The 16,622-nt window shown below is 67.7% G+C and carries 17 protein-coding genes and 1 pseudogene; 10 read left to right on the forward strand and 8 right to left on the reverse strand.

What is annotated here, in order from left to right; translation table 11 throughout:
• The 4 genes from AC0IWM_RS23225 to AC0IWM_RS23240 all read left to right on the forward strand — a co-directional run.
• On the forward strand, nt 1-2,252 hold a 2,252-nt coding region (locus tag AC0IWM_RS23225; protein WP_471758970.1), incomplete at its 5' end, for a PAS domain-containing sensor histidine kinase.
• 87 nt (nt 2,253-2,339) lie between these two features.
• Entirely contained in the window at nt 2,340-3,137 is a 798-nt protein-coding gene (locus AC0IWM_RS23230; protein WP_471758972.1) for a heme ABC transporter permease, read from the forward strand.
• A gap of 64 nt (nt 3,138-3,201) precedes the next feature.
• Nucleotides 3,202-3,366 (forward strand): heme exporter protein CcmD, encoded by a 165-nt coding sequence (ccmD, locus tag AC0IWM_RS23235; RefSeq protein ID WP_471758974.1) that lies wholly within the window; start codon nt 3,202-3,204, stop codon nt 3,364-3,366.
• A complete protein-coding gene (locus AC0IWM_RS23240; protein ID WP_471758976.1) occupies nt 3,363-3,971 on the forward strand; it encodes a DsbE family thiol:disulfide interchange protein in 609 nt (202 codons plus the stop codon). Before ccmD ends, AC0IWM_RS23240 begins: the two co-directional genes overlap by 4 nt.
• 12 nt (nt 3,972-3,983) lie before the next feature.
• Here AC0IWM_RS23240 and AC0IWM_RS23245 read toward each other — a convergent pair whose 3' ends face one another.
• Nucleotides 3,984-4,700, reverse strand: a complete 717-nt coding sequence (locus AC0IWM_RS23245) for a Crp/Fnr family transcriptional regulator (RefSeq protein WP_471758978.1) — start codon at nt 4,698-4,700, stop codon at nt 3,984-3,986.
• Nucleotides 4,701-4,870: 170 nt separating this feature from the next.
• Nucleotides 4,871-5,104, reverse strand: coding sequence for a DUF6894 family protein (locus AC0IWM_RS23250; protein WP_471758980.1), 234 nt, complete (start codon nt 5,102-5,104; stop codon nt 4,871-4,873).
• Nucleotides 5,105-5,591: 487 nt separating this feature from the next.
• On the opposite strand from AC0IWM_RS23250, the gene AC0IWM_RS23255 reads away from it, so the two are divergent.
• Entirely contained in the window at nt 5,592-6,308 is a 717-nt protein-coding gene (locus AC0IWM_RS23255; protein ID WP_471758982.1) for a Crp/Fnr family transcriptional regulator, read from the forward strand.
• Nucleotides 6,309-6,332: 24 nt separating this feature from the next.
• On the opposite strand, the gene AC0IWM_RS23260 is transcribed toward AC0IWM_RS23255, so the two are convergent.
• Together AC0IWM_RS23260 and ftsY are read right to left on the reverse strand one after the other, a co-directional pair.
• Nucleotides 6,333-6,956 carry a septation protein A gene (locus AC0IWM_RS23260; protein WP_471758984.1) on the reverse strand — a complete coding sequence of 208 codons (624 nt, stop codon included), beginning with the start codon at nt 6,954-6,956 and terminating at the stop codon, nt 6,333-6,335.
• Between the two features lie 68 nt (nt 6,957-7,024).
• Nucleotides 7,025-8,476, reverse strand: a complete 1,452-nt coding sequence (gene ftsY / locus AC0IWM_RS23265) for a signal recognition particle-docking protein FtsY (RefSeq protein ID WP_471758986.1) — start codon at nt 8,474-8,476, stop codon at nt 7,025-7,027.
• A gap of 41 nt (nt 8,477-8,517) precedes the next feature.
• Here ftsY and AC0IWM_RS23270 point away from each other — a divergent pair, with 41 nt between their 5' ends.
• Complete coding sequence (locus AC0IWM_RS23270) at nt 8,518-9,231, forward strand: RluA family pseudouridine synthase (protein WP_471758988.1); 714 nt, start codon at nt 8,518-8,520, stop codon at nt 9,229-9,231.
• Nucleotides 9,232-9,260: 29 nt separating this feature from the next.
• On the opposite strand, the gene mtaB is transcribed toward AC0IWM_RS23270, so the two are convergent.
• On the reverse strand, nt 9,261-10,505 hold the full coding sequence (mtaB, locus tag AC0IWM_RS23275; RefSeq protein ID WP_471758990.1) for a tRNA (N(6)-L-threonylcarbamoyladenosine(37)-C(2))-methylthiotransferase MtaB: 1,245 nt from the start codon (nt 10,503-10,505) through the stop codon (nt 9,261-9,263).
• Nucleotide 10,506: 1 nt separating this feature from the next.
• Nucleotides 10,507-11,412, reverse strand: a complete 906-nt coding sequence (dapF, locus tag AC0IWM_RS23280) for a diaminopimelate epimerase (protein WP_471758992.1) — start codon at nt 11,410-11,412, stop codon at nt 10,507-10,509.
• A gap of 299 nt (nt 11,413-11,711) precedes the next feature.
• Between dapF and AC0IWM_RS23285 the strand changes: the two genes are divergently transcribed.
• Nucleotides 11,712-12,404 carry a GyrI-like domain-containing protein gene (locus AC0IWM_RS23285; RefSeq protein ID WP_471759002.1) on the forward strand — a complete coding sequence of 231 codons (693 nt, stop codon included), beginning with the start codon at nt 11,712-11,714 and terminating at the stop codon, nt 12,402-12,404.
• Between the two features lie 922 nt (nt 12,405-13,326).
• Nucleotides 13,327-13,503: a hypothetical protein gene (locus AC0IWM_RS23290; RefSeq protein ID WP_471758994.1), complete on the forward strand. Its 177-nt coding sequence runs from the start codon at nt 13,327-13,329 to the stop codon at nt 13,501-13,503.
• Between the two features lie 97 nt (nt 13,504-13,600).
• Here the strand turns inward: AC0IWM_RS23290 and AC0IWM_RS23295 are convergent, their stop codons facing one another.
• Nucleotides 13,601-13,894: a hypothetical protein gene (locus AC0IWM_RS23295; RefSeq protein ID WP_471758996.1), complete on the reverse strand. Its 294-nt coding sequence runs from the start codon at nt 13,892-13,894 to the stop codon at nt 13,601-13,603.
• A gap of 415 nt (nt 13,895-14,309) precedes the next feature.
• Nucleotides 14,310-14,822 (reverse strand): methylated-DNA--[protein]-cysteine S-methyltransferase, encoded by a 513-nt coding sequence (locus AC0IWM_RS23300; protein WP_471758998.1) that lies wholly within the window; start codon nt 14,820-14,822, stop codon nt 14,310-14,312.
• A gap of 315 nt (nt 14,823-15,137) precedes the next feature.
• On the opposite strand from AC0IWM_RS23300, the gene AC0IWM_RS23305 reads away from it, so the two are divergent.
• Together AC0IWM_RS23305 and AC0IWM_RS23310 are read left to right on the forward strand one after the other, a co-directional pair.
• Nucleotides 15,138-16,139, forward strand: coding sequence for a helix-turn-helix domain-containing protein (locus AC0IWM_RS23305; protein ID WP_471759000.1), 1,002 nt, complete (start codon nt 15,138-15,140; stop codon nt 16,137-16,139).
• An 86-nt stretch (nt 16,140-16,225) separates the two neighbouring features.
• A pseudogene (locus AC0IWM_RS23310) lies at nt 16,226-16,546 on the forward strand (IS5 family transposase); the annotation flags it as partial.
• Between the last annotated feature and the right edge of the window lie 76 nt (nt 16,547-16,622).

The raw sequence follows: 16,622 nt of genomic DNA on the forward strand, positions 1-16,622 counted from the left end.
TCCCGTCCCCGGCCGACGGGGACGGGACGACCGCCGTCGACCCCGCCTTCGATCCCGCCGAGGCGGCGGTGCTCCTGTGCCTCGCGGCGGACCAGACGGGCCTCGGCCTCTTCGCCTACGACCCCGCCACCGGGACCCTCCGCGGCGACGCCCGCCTCCGGACCTTGCTCGGCCTCGCCCGGGACGGACCCGTCGCTTATGCCGGAGAGTTCCTTCCGGCCCTTCACCCCGAGGATCGCGCCGTCGTGGAGGTGGCTGTCGGCGCCGCCCTCGATCCGGCGGGTGCCGGGACGCTGGACTGCACCTTCCGGAGCGCGACCTCGACACGACCCCGCCGGATACTGGCCCGCGCGCGCCGCGTGGTCGACCACGCCCACCCGGCCCGCCTCGTCGGCACGATGCGGGACGTCACCGCGTCGAAGACGGCCGAGAGGACCGTCCCTCCCACCCGCGACGCCATCCGCGACTGGGACCTCGCCACCGGCACCATGCGGTGGAACGCCGACCTGGCCGCCTACGGCTGGGCGCCGGACGCGGTCGCGCCGACCTGCGCCTGGTGGCTCGCCCACATCCATCCCGGCGACCGGTCCGGCGTCGAGGCCGGCCTGCGCAGCGCCATCGCGGGCGACGGCGAGACCTGGAGCCACGAGTACCGCTTCCTGCGCGCCGACGGCAGCTACGCCGACGTCCTCGACCGGGGGGCCCTGGTCCGCGACCCGGACGGGACCGCCCTGCGGGTGATCGCCGCGATGCTGGACCTCACCGAGCGCAACCGCGTCGGTGCCCAATTCCGTGCGGTGTTCCAGGGCGCCAATATCGGCATCGTCCAGTTCGATCCGCGCACCGTCCGTGCCTTCGCGGTCAACGCCAAGCTCTGCGAGATCTGGGGGGCGCCGGAATCCGAGATCCTCGGGCACTCTCTCGCCCGCTGGACCCCGCCCGAGGACGACGACGCGCGGGCCGCCCTGCACGCGCGCCTCGCCAACGGGGAAACCCTGCAGCTGCGCCTGGAGAAGCGGTACCGCCGCATGGACGGACGCATCATCTGGGCGCGGGTCAATCTCGTCTCGCAACGCCTGGGGGGCGACGTCCACGCCACGGCGATGATCGAGGACATCACCGAGGAGAAGCGCACCGATGCCCGCCGTGAGGCCCTGATCGGTCTCAGCGATCGCCTCCGCGACCTGCACACCCATGCGGACGTGGTGGCGGCCACGGCCGAAAGCCTGGGCCGGACCCTCGCCGTCGCCCGCGCCGGCTATGCCCAGGTCGATCCCGGCGGCCAGATCGCCTCGCTCAATCCCGACTGGACCGCCGAAGGTGTCGCGGACCCCAACATCGCCCTCGGCCTGCCGACCGCGTCCCGCTCGACCCTGGCCGCGAGTGTCGACCGATTGGGGCGCGGCGACATCATCAGCGTCGCCGACGTGGCGGCGACCCCTGAGCGCGTCGACGATCCGGAGGGCTATGCTCGGCTCGGGATGCGGGCGGTCATCAAGGTGCCGGTCCTGCGTCGGGGACGGCTGGTCGGTATCCTGTACGTTCTCGACCGGGAGCCCCGCGCCTGGAGTGCCGGCGAGATCGCCTTCGCGCGAGAGGTGGCCGATCGTGCCTGGGGTGGCCTGACCCGGATCGAGGCGGACGAGCAGCAGCGCACCCTGAACCGGGAGCTGAGCCATCGCCTGAAGAACACCCTCGCCATGGTCCAGGCCATCGCCTCGCAGACCCTGCGCAGCGTCACCGATATCGAGGCGGCCAAGGAAGCCCTCGCCGCCCGCCTCATCGCCCTGGGCAAGGCGCACGACATCCTGCTCTCCGGCGCGCACGAGAGTGCCGAGATGGAGGCGGTGATGCGCGGTGCCCTCTCGATCCACGACGATCGGCAGCCCGGCCGCTTCCATGTCTCGGGGCCGCCTGTCCTTCTCGGATCGAAGGCGGCCCTGGCTCTCGCGCTCATGCTGCACGAGTTGGCGACCAATGCGGCCAAGTACGGCGCCCTCTCGGTTCCCGATGGCCGCGTCACCCTGGACTGGAGCCTCGATGACGGCGCCGTCGGCACCATTGTGCGGCTGACCTGGTCGGAGACGGATGGGCCCGGCGTCACCCCGCCGACGCACAAGGGGTTCGGCTCGCGGCTGATCGAGCGCGGCCTCGTCGGGGCCGTCGGCGGCACCATCAGCCTCGAATACCTTCCGGGCGGCCTCGTCTGCCGCGTGGTGGCTCCGCTCGAGGGCTTCCAGGCCGGCGGGTGAGCGCCTGAGAACGTGACCGGAATCGCGCGTCCTGCGCGTAACCCACGCATTGCTGCTGCACCGCACCTTGGGCTAGAGGGCCGGACCATGTGGACACGCATCGCCAATCCCGGCCACTTCCTGCGCTGGACTCAGCCCGCGATGCCCTGGCTCGCCGGACTGTCGGGTTTGCTGCTCGTCATCGGCCTGTATCTGACCTGGTTCGTCGTGCCGCCCGACTACCAGCAGGGTGAGACCGTGCGGATCATGTACATCCACGTGCCGGCGGCCTGGCTCGGCGTCTTCTTCTATGGCGCCATGGCGATTTCCGCTGTCGGAACGCTTGTCTGGCGTCACCCCCTGGCGGACGTCGCTCAGCGTGCAGCCGCTCCGATCGGAGCGGCCTTCACGCTGATCTGCCTCGTGACCGGGTCGCTGTGGGGCAAGCCCATGTGGGGCACCTACTGGGTCTGGGACGCGCGCCTGACGTCGATGCTCGTGCTGTTCCTGATCTATTGCGGGATCATAGCACTGTGGCGGACGATCGAGGACCCGAACCGGGCTGCACGCGCCATTGCCATCCTCACCCTGGTCGGCGCGGTGAACCTGCCGATCATCAAGTTCTCGGTGAACTGGTGGTCGACCTTGCATCAGCCCGCCTCGATCATGCGGATGGGCGGGTCGTCCATCGATCCGAGCATGCTCTACCCGCTGCTGGAGATGATCCTCGCCTTCACCCTCCTCGGCGTCACACAGCATCTCTACGCTATGCGCACGGAAATCCTGCGCCGCCGCGTGCGTGCGCTGACCCTCCGCGAGGCCGAGCGCCTGGATGCCGGTCCGGTGCCGGGCCGGGACCTACCGATGGGGCATGCGCCGATCGGCCGGGTGGTCGAGGGCCTGTGAGCCTCGCATCGATGTGCGCCCGCAAGTTGAGCGCCCTGAAACCCTCGTTGATGTGGTCCCGACCATGAATCTCGGCCAACATGCCGGCTACATCCTGGGCGCCTACGCCTTCGCCGCCCTGGTGATCGCTGGATTGGTCGTCCATGGTTTGCGCGATCATCGAGCCCAGAAACGGGCACTGGAGCGCCTTCAGGGCGAACTGAAGGATGGTGCGGGAGGCCGGTCTTGAGCGCGCCGGAGCCCACCGTGCAGACCCCGGAGCCGGCCCGACGTTCCCTCCTGGTGATCCTGCCTCTCGTCACCTTCGCGGTCCTCGCCGGCATCTTCTTCCTGCGGCTGCGCTCGGGCGCCGATCCGGCAGCCATTCCCTCCGCACTGATCGGCAAGCCGGCGCCCGCCTTCACCCTTCCCGGCATGCCGGGCCTTGCCGCCGGCGGATCGCCTGTCCCCGGCCTGTCACATGCCGATCTCCTCGGACAGGTCACGGTGGTCAACTTCTGGGCTTCGTGGTGCGCGCCCTGCCAGGTCGAGCATCCGCAGCTCATGCGGCTGGCGCGCGAGCCCGGCGTCCGCTTGGTGGGCATCGACTACAAGGATACCGCGGAAAATGGACGCCGCTTCCTGACCCGGAACGGCGTTCCGTTCCAAGCGGTCGGCATGGATTCGGAGGGGCGAACCGGAATCGATTTTGGCGTCTATGGAGTCCCCGAGACCTTCATCGTCGGACCGGACGGTATCATCCGCGACAAGCTCGTCGGCATCCTCACGCCGGAGAGCTATCCGGGCGTGCTCGACAGGATCCGCTCCATCGGAGGCCCCCCAACGTCCCGGTGACCCGCCGGATGTTCAGCGACTCGACCGGATCAGTCGTCGGTACTCGGTCTCGGACACACCGTAGCTGTCCCCGGCTGCGGCTTTCAGCTTGGTTCGGTCGAGCACCTGCACGTGCGAGCGTCTGGCCTTGATCATGCCGGCCCCCTCGAGGCTGTGAATCGCCGTCGTCACGCCGGGTCGCCGGACGCCGAGCATCGTCGAGAGGAACTCGTGAGTGACCGGAAACTCGTCTCCGTCGACCCGGTCGTGGCACATCAGCAACCAGCGTGCGAGGCGTTCCTCCAGGGTGTGACTGCCGTTGGAGAGAGCGGTTCCAGCGGTCTGAAGGTGGGCCACGTAGGCAGAGTGAGCAAGGATCCGACGCAGGCTCTGTCGGTCCTCGATAAGGCGCCGAAAAGCCGCGGCTTCGATCCGCAAGGTGTCCCCCTCGATCTGCACGAATGTCTCGTGCGGCGTCCGGTCGACGTCGAGCAGAAGCGGGACCCCGATCATGCCCTCCCGGCCGGTGATGCAGACCTCGATGCGGCGCCCCTCCGGCGTTGCGGCCACCTCCGAGGCGATGCCTGACTCCAGGAAATAGACATGCATAATCGGCTTGTTGGCAGCGATCAGGATGTCCCGACGCCCCATTGCCACGCCCTCCGATGCAGCTTGAATCGCCTCATAATCATCGGAGTTGAGGATGCTGAGGAGGTGGTTTCGAACGTATCGCTGGGACGGCACCGACATGAAACGTAGCGGCTCGGTAGAGCAGCCACTGAACGTTTTGCTGCTCGGATAGGGGACGGACGTCCCTCATAGCCGGATCCAGGTTCTAAGGAACCGCGTAGGAAGGCATCTGTACTATGTCGTACAATCCGCATGGCCAGGCTTCGTCTGGTCCTGCTTCGTCCAGTACGCTACCGCACGGTGGAAAACGCGATTTCGAGCAAAATCTCGCCGGATTGATCGGTTACTTCAAAACTGCGGCTGTTCCAAAGGTCTGAACCGCCGTAAGTTTCCGGGAGCCTGCGGATGTCGCGGACGGTTCGCTCGACCAGATCACGCGCTTCGCGCAGGCCGGGAAGGACGTCGCCTTCGGGATCAAGGGTGAGGGTGCCTCGGTCCCGGATGTTCAGGAAATATTGGGGCATCGTGGCTTCATCCGCCAATGGCCTGGATATCCTCGCATCATACGGAGGTTGAACGGTGCCGCGCCATGCGTGTTCCCGAGGCCGAGCGTCTGCTTCGTGGTCCGACGACTCAAGGCTCCCTCGGTCTGAGTCTACTCCGAAGGCATGTTGGAGCTTGAGGACCGCGCTTCCGAGTATTGCCGAGCATGCCTTCCTCCAGGCCTCGATCTTATGGGCGCATACAACTTCCAATAGAACGAATGGTTGGTAGTTGTATTTTTATATTACTGTAGAAATCTATCTTATCTCAACGTATTGTTTGGACTTGCACGCTTGGGGTTGTGTTCACGGTTCCAAGAAGTGTTGTTTGTCTGATGGCGGACTTAGATACAACTCGGCATTCTCTTTCCAATAGAGAGCTGGTGTGTCATGCCCGCTCCGTCGCCCACAGGAGACTGGGCTGCGGGTGACCTTGCGTTCGCACTCCCGCTTATCGATTGCCGGAGTTGTGACGTCGATCATCCTTCAGTCCGAGGTTCGCAACCGCCTCCTTCGCGCATTGCCCCCACGCGAGTTCGAGCGTCTCCGACCATCCATGGTGCGATGCTCGTTCGAGCAGGGCGCGCGCCTGGAAGCTCCTGGCGAATCGATTGCGGCGGTGCATTTTCCCGAGCCGGGAATGATTTCCGTCATCGCCCACGCTGTGGACGGATGCCAAGCCGAGGCTGGCATCATCGGGCCGGAGGGGATGGTCGGCCTTGCCCTGCTGAATGGTGTCAGCGTGTCACCGCACACCGTCGTGGTCCAAGTGCCGTGCCGGACCGTGCAGATCGACGCGGCTGCATTCCGAGGTGCCCTGGCCGAGAGCCGGGCCTTGCACGACCACCTGCTGCGCTATGCGCAATGCTTCACCGTACAGCTCGCTCAGGCCGGCCTCTGCAACGCGCATTTTACCATTGAGCAGCGCCTCGCCCGCTGGCTGCTGATGTGCCACGACCGCGCTGACCGCGAGGATCTGCCGCTGACGCACGAGACGCTCTCCCTGATGCTTGGTGTGCGCCGCGCCGGGGTGACCACGGGGCTGCGTGTACTCGAGCTCGCCGGCGCCCTGAAGATGCGGCGGGGTGGCATCGGAATCCGCGATCGTGCCGTTCTCCTGACGATCGCTGGTGCGTCCTACGGTGTTCCGGAGGCCGAGTACGCTCGCCTTCTCGGGGAGGTCTGAGGAACGTCACCCGACCTGATATCCTCAGGCTGGCCCCGCGCCCGCATCCGGCGCTTTGCGCTCATGGCGCATCAGGAGCGGCGTCTGAGCCAGTGCGAACGCGATGGTCAGCGGCATGATGCCGAAGACCTTGAAGCTGACCCAGAAATCTTCCGTCTGGGTGCGCCACACCACCTCGTTGATGGCTGCCAGAACGAGGAAAAACACGCCCCAGCGGAAGGTGAGCTTGCGCCAGCCGTCCTCCGTGAGGGCGAACATCGAATCGAGTACCACCGAGAGCAGGGACTTGCCGAAGGCGAGGCCGCCCAGCAGCACCAGGCCGAACAGCGTGTTCACGATGGTGGGCTTCATCATGATGAAGGTCTTGTCCTGGAGCGCCAGGGTGAGTCCGCCGAACACCACCACCACCACGCCGGACACCAGAGGCATGATGGGCAGGCGCCGCATCAGTGCGTAGTGGATGCCGAGCGCCACCACGGTGGCGGCGATGAAGATGCCGGTGGCCACGAACAGCTTCTGGTCGGGATGCACACCGAGGCGTTCCGCGTAGGCGTTGCCGAAGAAGAAGATCATCAGCGGCCCGAGCTCGAGGGCGAGCTTGAGCAGGGGCGGAAGGTGGCGGCGCGGGGGAACGGCTTCGATCTGCATGAGGTCCATCTTAGGGGATTTCTGGCGACGACCCGCCGCGACAAGGCGCTTCAGGGGCGAGTGCCGGCTCAGCCGGCGTCCAGCCCCGCGATGGCGCGGGCGAAGTCACGGGCCGCGAAGGGTTCCAGGTCCTCCACCCCCTCGCCCACCCCGATGAAGTGAACCGGCAGACCGAACTTGGCCGCCAGTGCCACGAGGATGCCGCCGCGGGCCGTCCCGTCGAGCTTGGTCATGACGAGGCCGGTCACGTTGGCCGCCTTCGAGAACAGCTCGACTTGGCTCAGCGCGTTCTGGCCCACCGTGGCGTCGAGAACGAGGATCACGGCGTGGGGCGCCTGCGCATCGATCTTGCGGATCACCCGCAGGATTTTCTCCAACTCCGCCATCAGCCCGGCCTTGTTCTGGAGTCGTCCGGCGGTGTCGATGAGGAGCACGTCGGTGCCCTGGGCTTTCGCCGCCTCGTAGGCGTCAAACGCGAGGCCCGCCGCGTCCGACCCCTGCGCCCGGGCGATCACCGGGGTCTGCGTGCGCTGGCCCCAGACCTTGAGTTGCTCGATGGCTGCCGCCCGAAAGGTATCGCCTGCCGCCAGCATCAGGGAGTGCCCCTCCGCCTTGAGTTTGAGTGCGAGCTTGCCGATGGTGGTGGTCTTGCCGGCCCCGTTGACGCCGATCATCAGGATCACGAAGGGCTTCTTCGTGGAATCGATGTGGAAGGGGATCGCCACGGGGGTGAGCGCGCGCTCCACCTCCGTCGCCAGGATCTCTCGCACGGCATCCGGCGAGATGCCCTTCTCGTAGCGACCCTTGCCCACGGCCTCCGAGATCCGCGTCGCTGTCTCGATGCCGAAATCGGCCTGGATCAGAGCGTCCTCCAGTTCCTCCAGGGTATCGGCGTCGAGCTTGCGCTTGGTGAAAAGGCCGGTGACCCGCTCGGTCAGCGCCGTGGAGGTGCGCTTCATGCCTCCCGTGAGGCGACTCCACCAGCCACGCTTGAGCTCCTCGCCCGCCGCGTCGGGCTCGGGCATGAAGATCTGTGTCGAGACCTCGCGCTCGGGTTCCGGCATGGGCGCCGGCTCGGGCACGACGGCAGGCTCGGGGGCGAATGCCTCGCTCGTCATGTCGGCGGCCTCGGCGCCCCGATGTGGGTCGTCGCCGGCCGTGCCGGCGGGCGGACGCTCCTCGGCTCCCTCCACGGGCTGCAGGTCGGCCCCTTCGAGTTCGTCCGGCACCGCGTTCTTGTCGGGCATGCCCGTGGCAGGCTCGCCGGGTGGTGGGGGCACGTGGGAGACGTCCGTCGCGGCGGTGGCGAAGTCCGGCTTGCCTTCGGAGAACGAGGCCGGGGAGTCCGGCGGCGGCACGATCGGGGCGACGACCGGCTCGGGCTCCGCCGCGGGCGCAGGAAGCTGTGTCTGGACCGGCTTCGGGTCCGGCGGCTGCACCGGCACCGGCGCAGGCCGCTCCTCCTCCTTGGTGCCGAACATCTTGCGCAGCAGCCAGCCCGGCCTCTTGTCTTCGCTCATTCCCGCTTGCTCCCCGGACCCGGCATGGTTAGCGCGAGGGTATGTCCCCAGCCGATGCCCTCCTAACAGACATAGGCGCGCGCCTCCTCTATCGCGATGCCCTTGTGCTCGTCATCGACAAGCCGGCCGGTCTGCCCGTGCATCCCGGTCCCAAGGGTGGCGAGACCCTCACCGATCACCTCGACGCCCTGCGCTTCGGGCTGCCCCGCCGGCCGGAGGCCGCGCACCGCCTCGATCGCGACACCTCCGGCTGCCTCGCCCTCGGGCGCCACGCCAAGGCGCTCGCGCGCCTCAACAGGCTGTTCGCCGCCAGCGGTACGGTGGAGAAGACCTACTGGGCCCTGGTGGAGGGCGCCCCCGAAGAGCAAGCCGGCACGATCGACCTCGCGCTGGCGCGACGCTCCGACGACCCGCGCTCCTGGTGGATGAAGGCCGATCCGGCCGGCGACCCTGCGCTGACCCGCTTCACGGTCCTCGGACGCGGCGGCGGCCTGACCTGGCTCGCCCTCTCGCCGGTCACGGGCCGGACCCACCAGTTGCGGGTCCATTGCGCGGCGATGGGATTCCCGATCCTCGGCGACCCGATCTACGGCACCGCACCCCGCAGCGGAGGGCCGGGTCTGCAACTGCATGCCCGCGCCCTCAGCTTGCCGCTCTACCCGAAGAAGCCACCGATCCGGGTCGAGGCACCTGCACCGGCGCATATGCGGGCGGGCCTGGCGGCCTGCGGAACCGAGCCCTCGGGCGCGTCCTGAGGGAAGTCGGGCCGCCTTCCGGAGACCGCTCAGGCGGCGATCAGCACCCTGCCGTCATGCCCCGCGATCGTTACGTCCGTGAAGATCCCTGGCGACGTCCCGGAGGGCAGCCGGACCGGCGTGAAGGCTTCCGTGCGGCCGAGGCCGCCCCTTTCGGTGAGGACCCGGCGCGTGCGGCCCACTTCGCTGGCGAGGTGCGTCGCCAGGGCGGCGTCGCCGGTAGCACGGAGGCGGGCGGCGCGGGTCCGCACGACGTCGCCGTGCACCGGCGGCATGCGGGCGGCGGGCGTGCCGGGGCGGGCGGAGTACGGGAAGACGTGGAGATTGGTCAGGCCGCACTCCGCGACGAGATCGAGGGAGCGGGCGAACTGCGCCTCGGTCTCGGTGGGGAAGCCTGCGATGAGGTCGGCCCCGAAGACGGCGTCGGGGCGCAAAGTCCTGACCGTGCTGCAGAATTCGATCGCGTCGGCGCGGGTGTGCCGTCGCTTCATCCGCTTCAGGATGAGATCGTCGCCAGCCTGGAGGGAGAGGTGGAAGTGCGGCATCAGCCGCGCCTCGCGGGCGATCGCGTCCATCAGCGCCTCGTCGGCCTCAATGGAATCGATGGAGGAGAGGCGCAGCCGGGCAAGGCCGGGGACGCGCGCGAGGATGGTCTGTATCAGGTATCCTAGGCTCTCGGACGCGTCGAGGTCGCGCCCATAGGCGGTCAGGTCGACGCCCGTCAGCACCACCTCGCTCCCGCCGGCCTCGACGATGCGGGCGACTTGGTCGACCACATCCGGCACTGGCACGGAACGCGAGTTTCCGCGCCCGAACGGAATGACGCAGAACGTGCAGCGATGGTCGCAGCCGTTCTGGACGGGCACGAAGGCGCGGGTCTGTCCGGCGATGCCGGCGATCCGGGTCGGGCTGGCCCGACGCACCGCCATGATGTCGTCGACACGAGTGCGCGCCTCCGGCCGGACCGGCAGGGACCAGGTCTCCGCCCGGCCCTTCGCGTCGTTGCCGACGAGGCGCGCGACCTCCGGCATCGCCGCGTAGGCGTCGGTCTCCACCTGGGCGCCGCAGCCGGTGACGACGATTTCCGCGCCGGGCCGTGCGCGGGCGAGCTTGCGGATGGCCTTGCGGGCCTGGCGTCCGGCCTCCGCGGTCACCGCGCAGGTGTTGACGATGACGAGATCGCCGGAGGCGGCGCCCGCCTCGGCGTGCCCACGCATCACCTCGGACTCGACGGTGTTGAGGCGACAGCCGAAGGTCAGGGTCTCGACCGTCATCTCAGGCCGCATCTCCATCCGGGCCCTCGGCCGCGAAGATCCCGGGGGGCAGGCTGCCGTCCCATTCCAGGGCCACCGGGCCGGTCATCAACACGTGGTCGTCGGCCCGCCACTCGATGACGAGGTCACCGCCCGGAAGGCCGACGGTCGCGCCGCGGCCGATCATGCGCAGGCGCGCGGCGGCCACCACCGTGGCGCAGGCGGCGGTGCCGCAGGCCAGCGTCAGTCCGGCGCCACGTTCCCAGACCCGCAGCTTGATCCGGTCCGGCCCGACGACCTGGGCGACCGAGATGTTGGCCCGGTCCGGAAAGATCGGGTGGTTCTCCAGCATCGGGCCGATGCGGGCGAGGTCGTAGGTGTCGGGATCGCGGTCCACGAAGAACACCGCGTGCGGATTGCCCATGTTCACGACGCCGGGCGAATGCAGCACCGGATCGTCGATCGGGCCGATCTGAAGCTCGATCCGGCGGGTGTCCTGGAACGGCTCGGCCAGGGGGATCTCGGTCCAGGCCAGTTTCGGCCGGCCCATGTCGACGGTGAAGGAACGCTCGGAGACGCGCTTGACGCCCACGAGGCCGCCCCGGGTCTCGAGGAGCAGCCGGCCGCTCTCGGCGGGCCGCGCCATGGCGGGGTCGTCGAGCATCGCGTAGGCGACGCAGCGCGTGCCGTTGCCGCAGGCCCCCGCTTCCGAGCCGTCGGTGTTGTAGATCCGCAGGAATGCGTCGGTGCCGGCTGTGCGGGCATCGTGGATCACCATGAGCTGATCGAACGGCGCACGCGGATAGGCCGCGATGGCGCGCGCCTCCCCGGCCGTGACCTGCGTCTGTGTTCCGCGCAGGTCCAGGACCACGATCTGGTTGCCGGCTCCGTGCATCTTCAGGAACCGCCGATGGGCAAGTTCGCTCATGCCGCCTCGTCTCTGTGCCTTGCGTCCGGGGTGTCCGATCGCGCGGAGCTCCGGTCCCCATCGGGGCCGAGGGCTCCCGCGGGGCTATAGGCCAAAGCGACGGCGCACGCACGGGCCTCCAGGGGCGCGGCTGCGTTGCAGAAGCGCCGCGCCCCGCCAGCTTCGTGCGGCGCGACACCCGGGACGTCTCGCCGGGCGGAGGCATCGCGCCTAGTTTCCCGGCACGGGCCCGGAGGCATGCGATTCGACCTGCCCCGCGCCGATCCGGAGCCACCGCCTTGACCCGCCCAAGCTTGAAGATGCTCGCCGGGGGCCTCGCTCTCTCGGTTGCCTGGGCCGCGAGCCCGGCTCCGGCTCAGCCGGTGACGCCGCCGGCCGCGGCCGATCCGCTGCCGACCACCACCAATCCCGATCCGAAGACACCGGGCACGGCGGACATCCCGGTGCCGGCCCAGGCCGGCGCGGCCCCCTCTGCGCCGCCGCCGGCCGGCCCGCGCCAGACCCTGGTGGCGACGCCCGGCGACGCCAACGACGTCGACGAGGTCTCGCTGCCCGCCAAGCCGGCCGCGATCCTCGCCGGGCGGACGAAGTGGGAGGAGGCGGTGCCGAGCCTCAAGGCGGCCTTCCAGCGCATCGAGGCGGATCTGGCCAAGGCCGGCATCCAGGCGGTGGGACGTCCGATCGCGGTCTTCGCCAAGACCGACGACGATGGCTTCCAGTACGACGCGATGATCCCGATCGCCGCGATGCCGGACCCCAAGCCCGCCGAGGCCGACGGTCTGCGCTTCGGCTCGACACCGAGCGGACGCGCCCTGCGCTTCCCGCACAAGGGCTCCTATGACGAGATCGACGGCACCTACGAGACCCTGACGGCCTATCTCGACGCCAAGGACATCGTGGTGCAGGACCGGTTCATCGAGGAATACGTGACCGACCTGAACGACAAGGCCGACGAGAAGCTCGACGTGAACATCTACGCCCTGCCGAAGTAGCGGACGGTCACGGCCGGGCCGCATCCGGGGCGGCCTCGCGCCGCCGGCCGCCTCGGAGGTGGATCACGCGGGTCCGCCGCCTCGACGGAGCGGTCGTCCCGGCTGACGACCATCGAGGTCAGTCCTGCCCGCCTCAGGTCGGACAGCGACGGCCTGGGGAACGGCGCCGGCAGGCGATCTGCGCCCGGCCGGATACGGACAGTCAGGCCAGGATCAGGCAGGCGAGGACGGAGCTGCCCGGTGAGTCCGCGTCAAGCAACTCCGGGGCGAAGCCGGACAGCACGGTGTCGGCGATGATCGTCGCGAGGGTCCTCGATACCGCCGGCCAGCCCCGCGTTCCGCAGCTCATCCGCCGGCGGCGATGGAGGCACGACGGGCGCACTGGCTGAGTCATTGAGATCCAGTGGTCAAAATCTGACGGATGGTATCCGCCCTGAACGTCCGAGACGAGTGGATTTTCGCTGGTCCGCTCTCGGGACCGTCGGAGCAGGGACGCAGAGCTTCGCACGGGCGGGAGCCGTCGACTGTTTCCCGCCCATCCCGGTCATTCAAGAAGCTTCGACCGCTCGTCCCTAGCAGACGTCAATCATCGCGACTGTGCCGCTGGGCCGTCCCCAAAAGGGTGATTATGGACCCCGACACGGTCCAGATCCGCGAGCGCCCCATGGGCGCCAAGAGTCTGCCGAACACGATCACTGTGATCGATCCGAATCGGCAGGAATTTCTGTCCAAGTTTGCCAATTAACTAAAAATTGACCATGCATGATCTGATCCTAGCCGAGGGACGAACGCGCGCAACAGTTGGCCGGAAAATGGCGCGGCTTCATCAACGCCAAGGGCGCCGCTGATCAAAGGGGGGCCACGAAGTATGACAGGTATTCAGGCAAATCATCGCTCCACACAGGAGCGCGTAATCGACGTCATGCTGTTCCTGCTGAGTCAGAGCCGTTCCCCGACCTTGCGCGAGTGGTACGACGCTGTCGACGATCTCTTCGGTGAGTTCACCGAAGACCAGAAGCAAAGGGTGGTGGAAACGGGGATCGTCATGCTTGAACGTAAGCTAGGTTCTATGGCTGTGCCTATGTCCAAAGCTGCTTGAATTATTCGCGCGCACGCCATTGTTGGTCTTGGTCTCGACGTCCTTGATGTGCTCAGCGCTATCGGGTGGGCGGGCGCCGAGCCGATGGCGCTTCCGATCACCACCCCAGCGGCCACATCGCTGACCCGAATCGCGTTGGCAGTCGAACCTCGAGCGTCAGGTGATGCGGTCCGGCCGCTTCGCCAACGGGCCGACCGGTCGCCTCCGGCCCTGCACCCACGATCTGTTCGGTGCCATCCGGCTTATGCTGATTTGCAGCGATGACCTTAGCCTTCGCATCTTTGACCATGAGCAAGGCGTCGCGGACCTCTGCAACTGCCTCGGCGTAGACGGTGCGCAGCGTCTCGGCCGCCTCGTCACGCGCTTTCGCAGGTATGCGCTCGAAGCACATCGGCGAGTTGTCGGATCATCGACCGCTTTCCCGAAATCCCTGGCAACTCATGTTGGACCTGGCAAAACGGCTGCAACCGTGACGGCTATCCAAGCCTCGGCAAAACGTGCGCCCTATCCGCGTGCAACACGAATGCTGTGATGTCCGGTTGAATGCATTGAGCTACCGAAAGCAGCCAGGCGGCTTTCGACAATTTCAGCGGTACAGAGGCGACCCGTCGAACGTCCGCTTCCGGGCATCGCGTCATGAGACCCGAGCGACTGAGTAGGGTCGGAATCCGCCCCGGCAGCGGGTACCAAACACCAGATCCTTGCCACTCGCTCGAAGTTGCATCGATGCGACGATGGCTGCGAACGCGGTCGCAAGGCGAACGTTTCGCCGCGCCTCCGAAAGGCGCCAGGATGCGGCGGTCTCCTCAGAGCAGACGGGCCTGCGAGGATGGCCCGGCGCCCTGGCGCCGTTCCAGTTCCAGCAGGAAGCGCTTCGTCTCGAGGCCGCCGGCAAACCCGGTCAGGGCTCCGCCGGCGCCGATGACCCTGTGGCACGGCACCACGATGGGCAATGGGTTGGCGCCGTTGGCCGCACCCACGGCCCGACTGGCGCTCGGGCGCCCAATCCGGCGAGCGAGTTCGCCGTAGCTGACCGTCTCGCCCGGTGGGATCTCGGCGAGCGCCTGCCAGACCGCGTGCTGAAACGGCGTCCCTCGCGGTGCGAGGTCGAGATCGAAGCGGGTGAGGCGCCCGTCGAAATAGGCAGCGAGCTGGGCGCGAGCCTGCGCGAAGGCGCCGTCGTCGCGCTGCCAGTCCGGGGCCGGCGTCACCGCTCCCCGTCCACTGGGAAAGCCGATGCGGGCCAGCGCCCCATCCGCCCCGGCGAGGACCAGCGGACCGATCGGGGTCGGAAGGATCGTGTAGCGCAGTCCAGGCATGATCGGCCCCGTCCGTGAAATCCGGCACGCGCGACGGCCCTGTCGGCCGGCCGCGGGCGCTATCGGGACGCCGGTCCGAACTTCGTCCTGCGACTACAACTAAAAGAAGAGAATGCCAACCTAGAGTCTGTATGACGCCCGGGTGCTCCATAGATGGGGGCGATAGAGTGGTCGCGAATCGTCAACTTATCGTAGGAAAATTGCTTGCGTGTGAAGGAGGTACTGGCCTTACGTGCAGGCAAGTCTTGATTCCTCGTCCTGACATGAGAGCGCCGCGCGATATCCCGGCGATCGACAGGATTTCAGGTGCGCACGATGGCGGGTCATCCGCATCCCGAGCCGATCGTCCTGCTCCCCCGGGTCCATTTCTCCGCGACGATCGCCTCCCCGCGCCAGCTTCAGCAGTTCAACGATCACGGCGGCATCGCGGTCAATTTCGACACGCAGCACTCGACCACGCCCGAAATCACGCTCACAGGCTTCCACAGCGAGCCCCTGAGCCTGTGGCGGACGCACTCCGCCAGCGGGTTCGTCACCAAGCCGAAATACGATGCCCGCCTGCTCTCGATCCGGTTCGTGACGGCCGGGCAGATCGTCTATCGGCGCCGGAGCGGCGATGTCGAGGGCATGCCGACGCATGCGACGCTCGTCAATTTCGACGATCTGCGCGAGATTGAAGCCTCGAGCGCCTTCAGTGCGGTCAGCGGAGCCTTCGGGGTCGATGTCCTGATGGCCGCCCAAGCGGCCCTCACGGGCGGCAACGAGCCCGACCTGGCCCAACTCGCCCCCGTCGCCGATGTGACGGCGCCCGGCATACGGTCCCTGTTCCTCACGCTGCGGCAGGCCCAGCATCGGATCGAGGCAGCCGACCGGCGCGACGACCTGATCTTCCCCCTTATCCAGGAGATCCTGAGCTACCAGCTGCTGTCGGCCTGGCCGAGGCGCGTCGCCTCCGTCCCGTCCAGCGCCCAGGACATTTCCTCCCGCAGTCTCCGGGCGGCGCTGGATTACATCGAGGCGAACCTGTCGCAGGCCCTGACCCTGGCCGAGATCGCGGCGGCCGCCGAGATCAGCGTCCGCTCGCTCCAGGACAAGTTCCGGCGGGAGATCGGATGCACGCCGGTCCAGTTCATCATCGAACGGCGCCTGGCGCAGGCCCATGCGGCTCTGGTCTCGTCCACCACGGAGCCCCTGTCCATCGCCGATATCGCGCGCCACTGGGGTTTCGTCCATATGGGCGATTTTGCCCAGAGGTACCGCCGCCTCTACGGCCGCACGCCCACCGAGACGCGCCGAAACACCGGTCGCCCGGCCTGAGTCTGCTAGGGTGTGAACCGCATCAAGGCGTTGCGGCGGCTATGGTTTTGTGATTCAGGGCCGTCGTTTGCAGCCTGGAGGCAGCGATGGCGGACCTGTTTTGGCTTTCGGATGAGCAATGGCCGGTGATCGAACCGTTCATGCCCAAGAACCAGCCCGGACCGGAGCGCAGGGACGACCGACAGATCATTTCGGGCATCCTGCATGTTCTGACGTCCGGCTGTCGCTGGCGTGATTGCCCGGCGGCGTATGGCCGGCGCACCACGGTCTACAACCGCTTCAATCGCTGGTCCCGGCGCGGCTTCTGGAAAGCGATGCTGGCGGATCTGGCCAAGGCCGGATGGGCCGGCGAGGCGGCGGCCATCGACAGCACCTACGTCAAAGCCCATCGCTCGGCACACGGTGGAAACGTATGGCCCGCCCCGTCCGCAAGTGGCTTATGATCCGCTGGTCTGAGCAGTCTGCATAAACGTATCCGGCCTT

It is taken from the genome of Methylobacterium sp. AC433 (genome assembly GCF_979253015.1).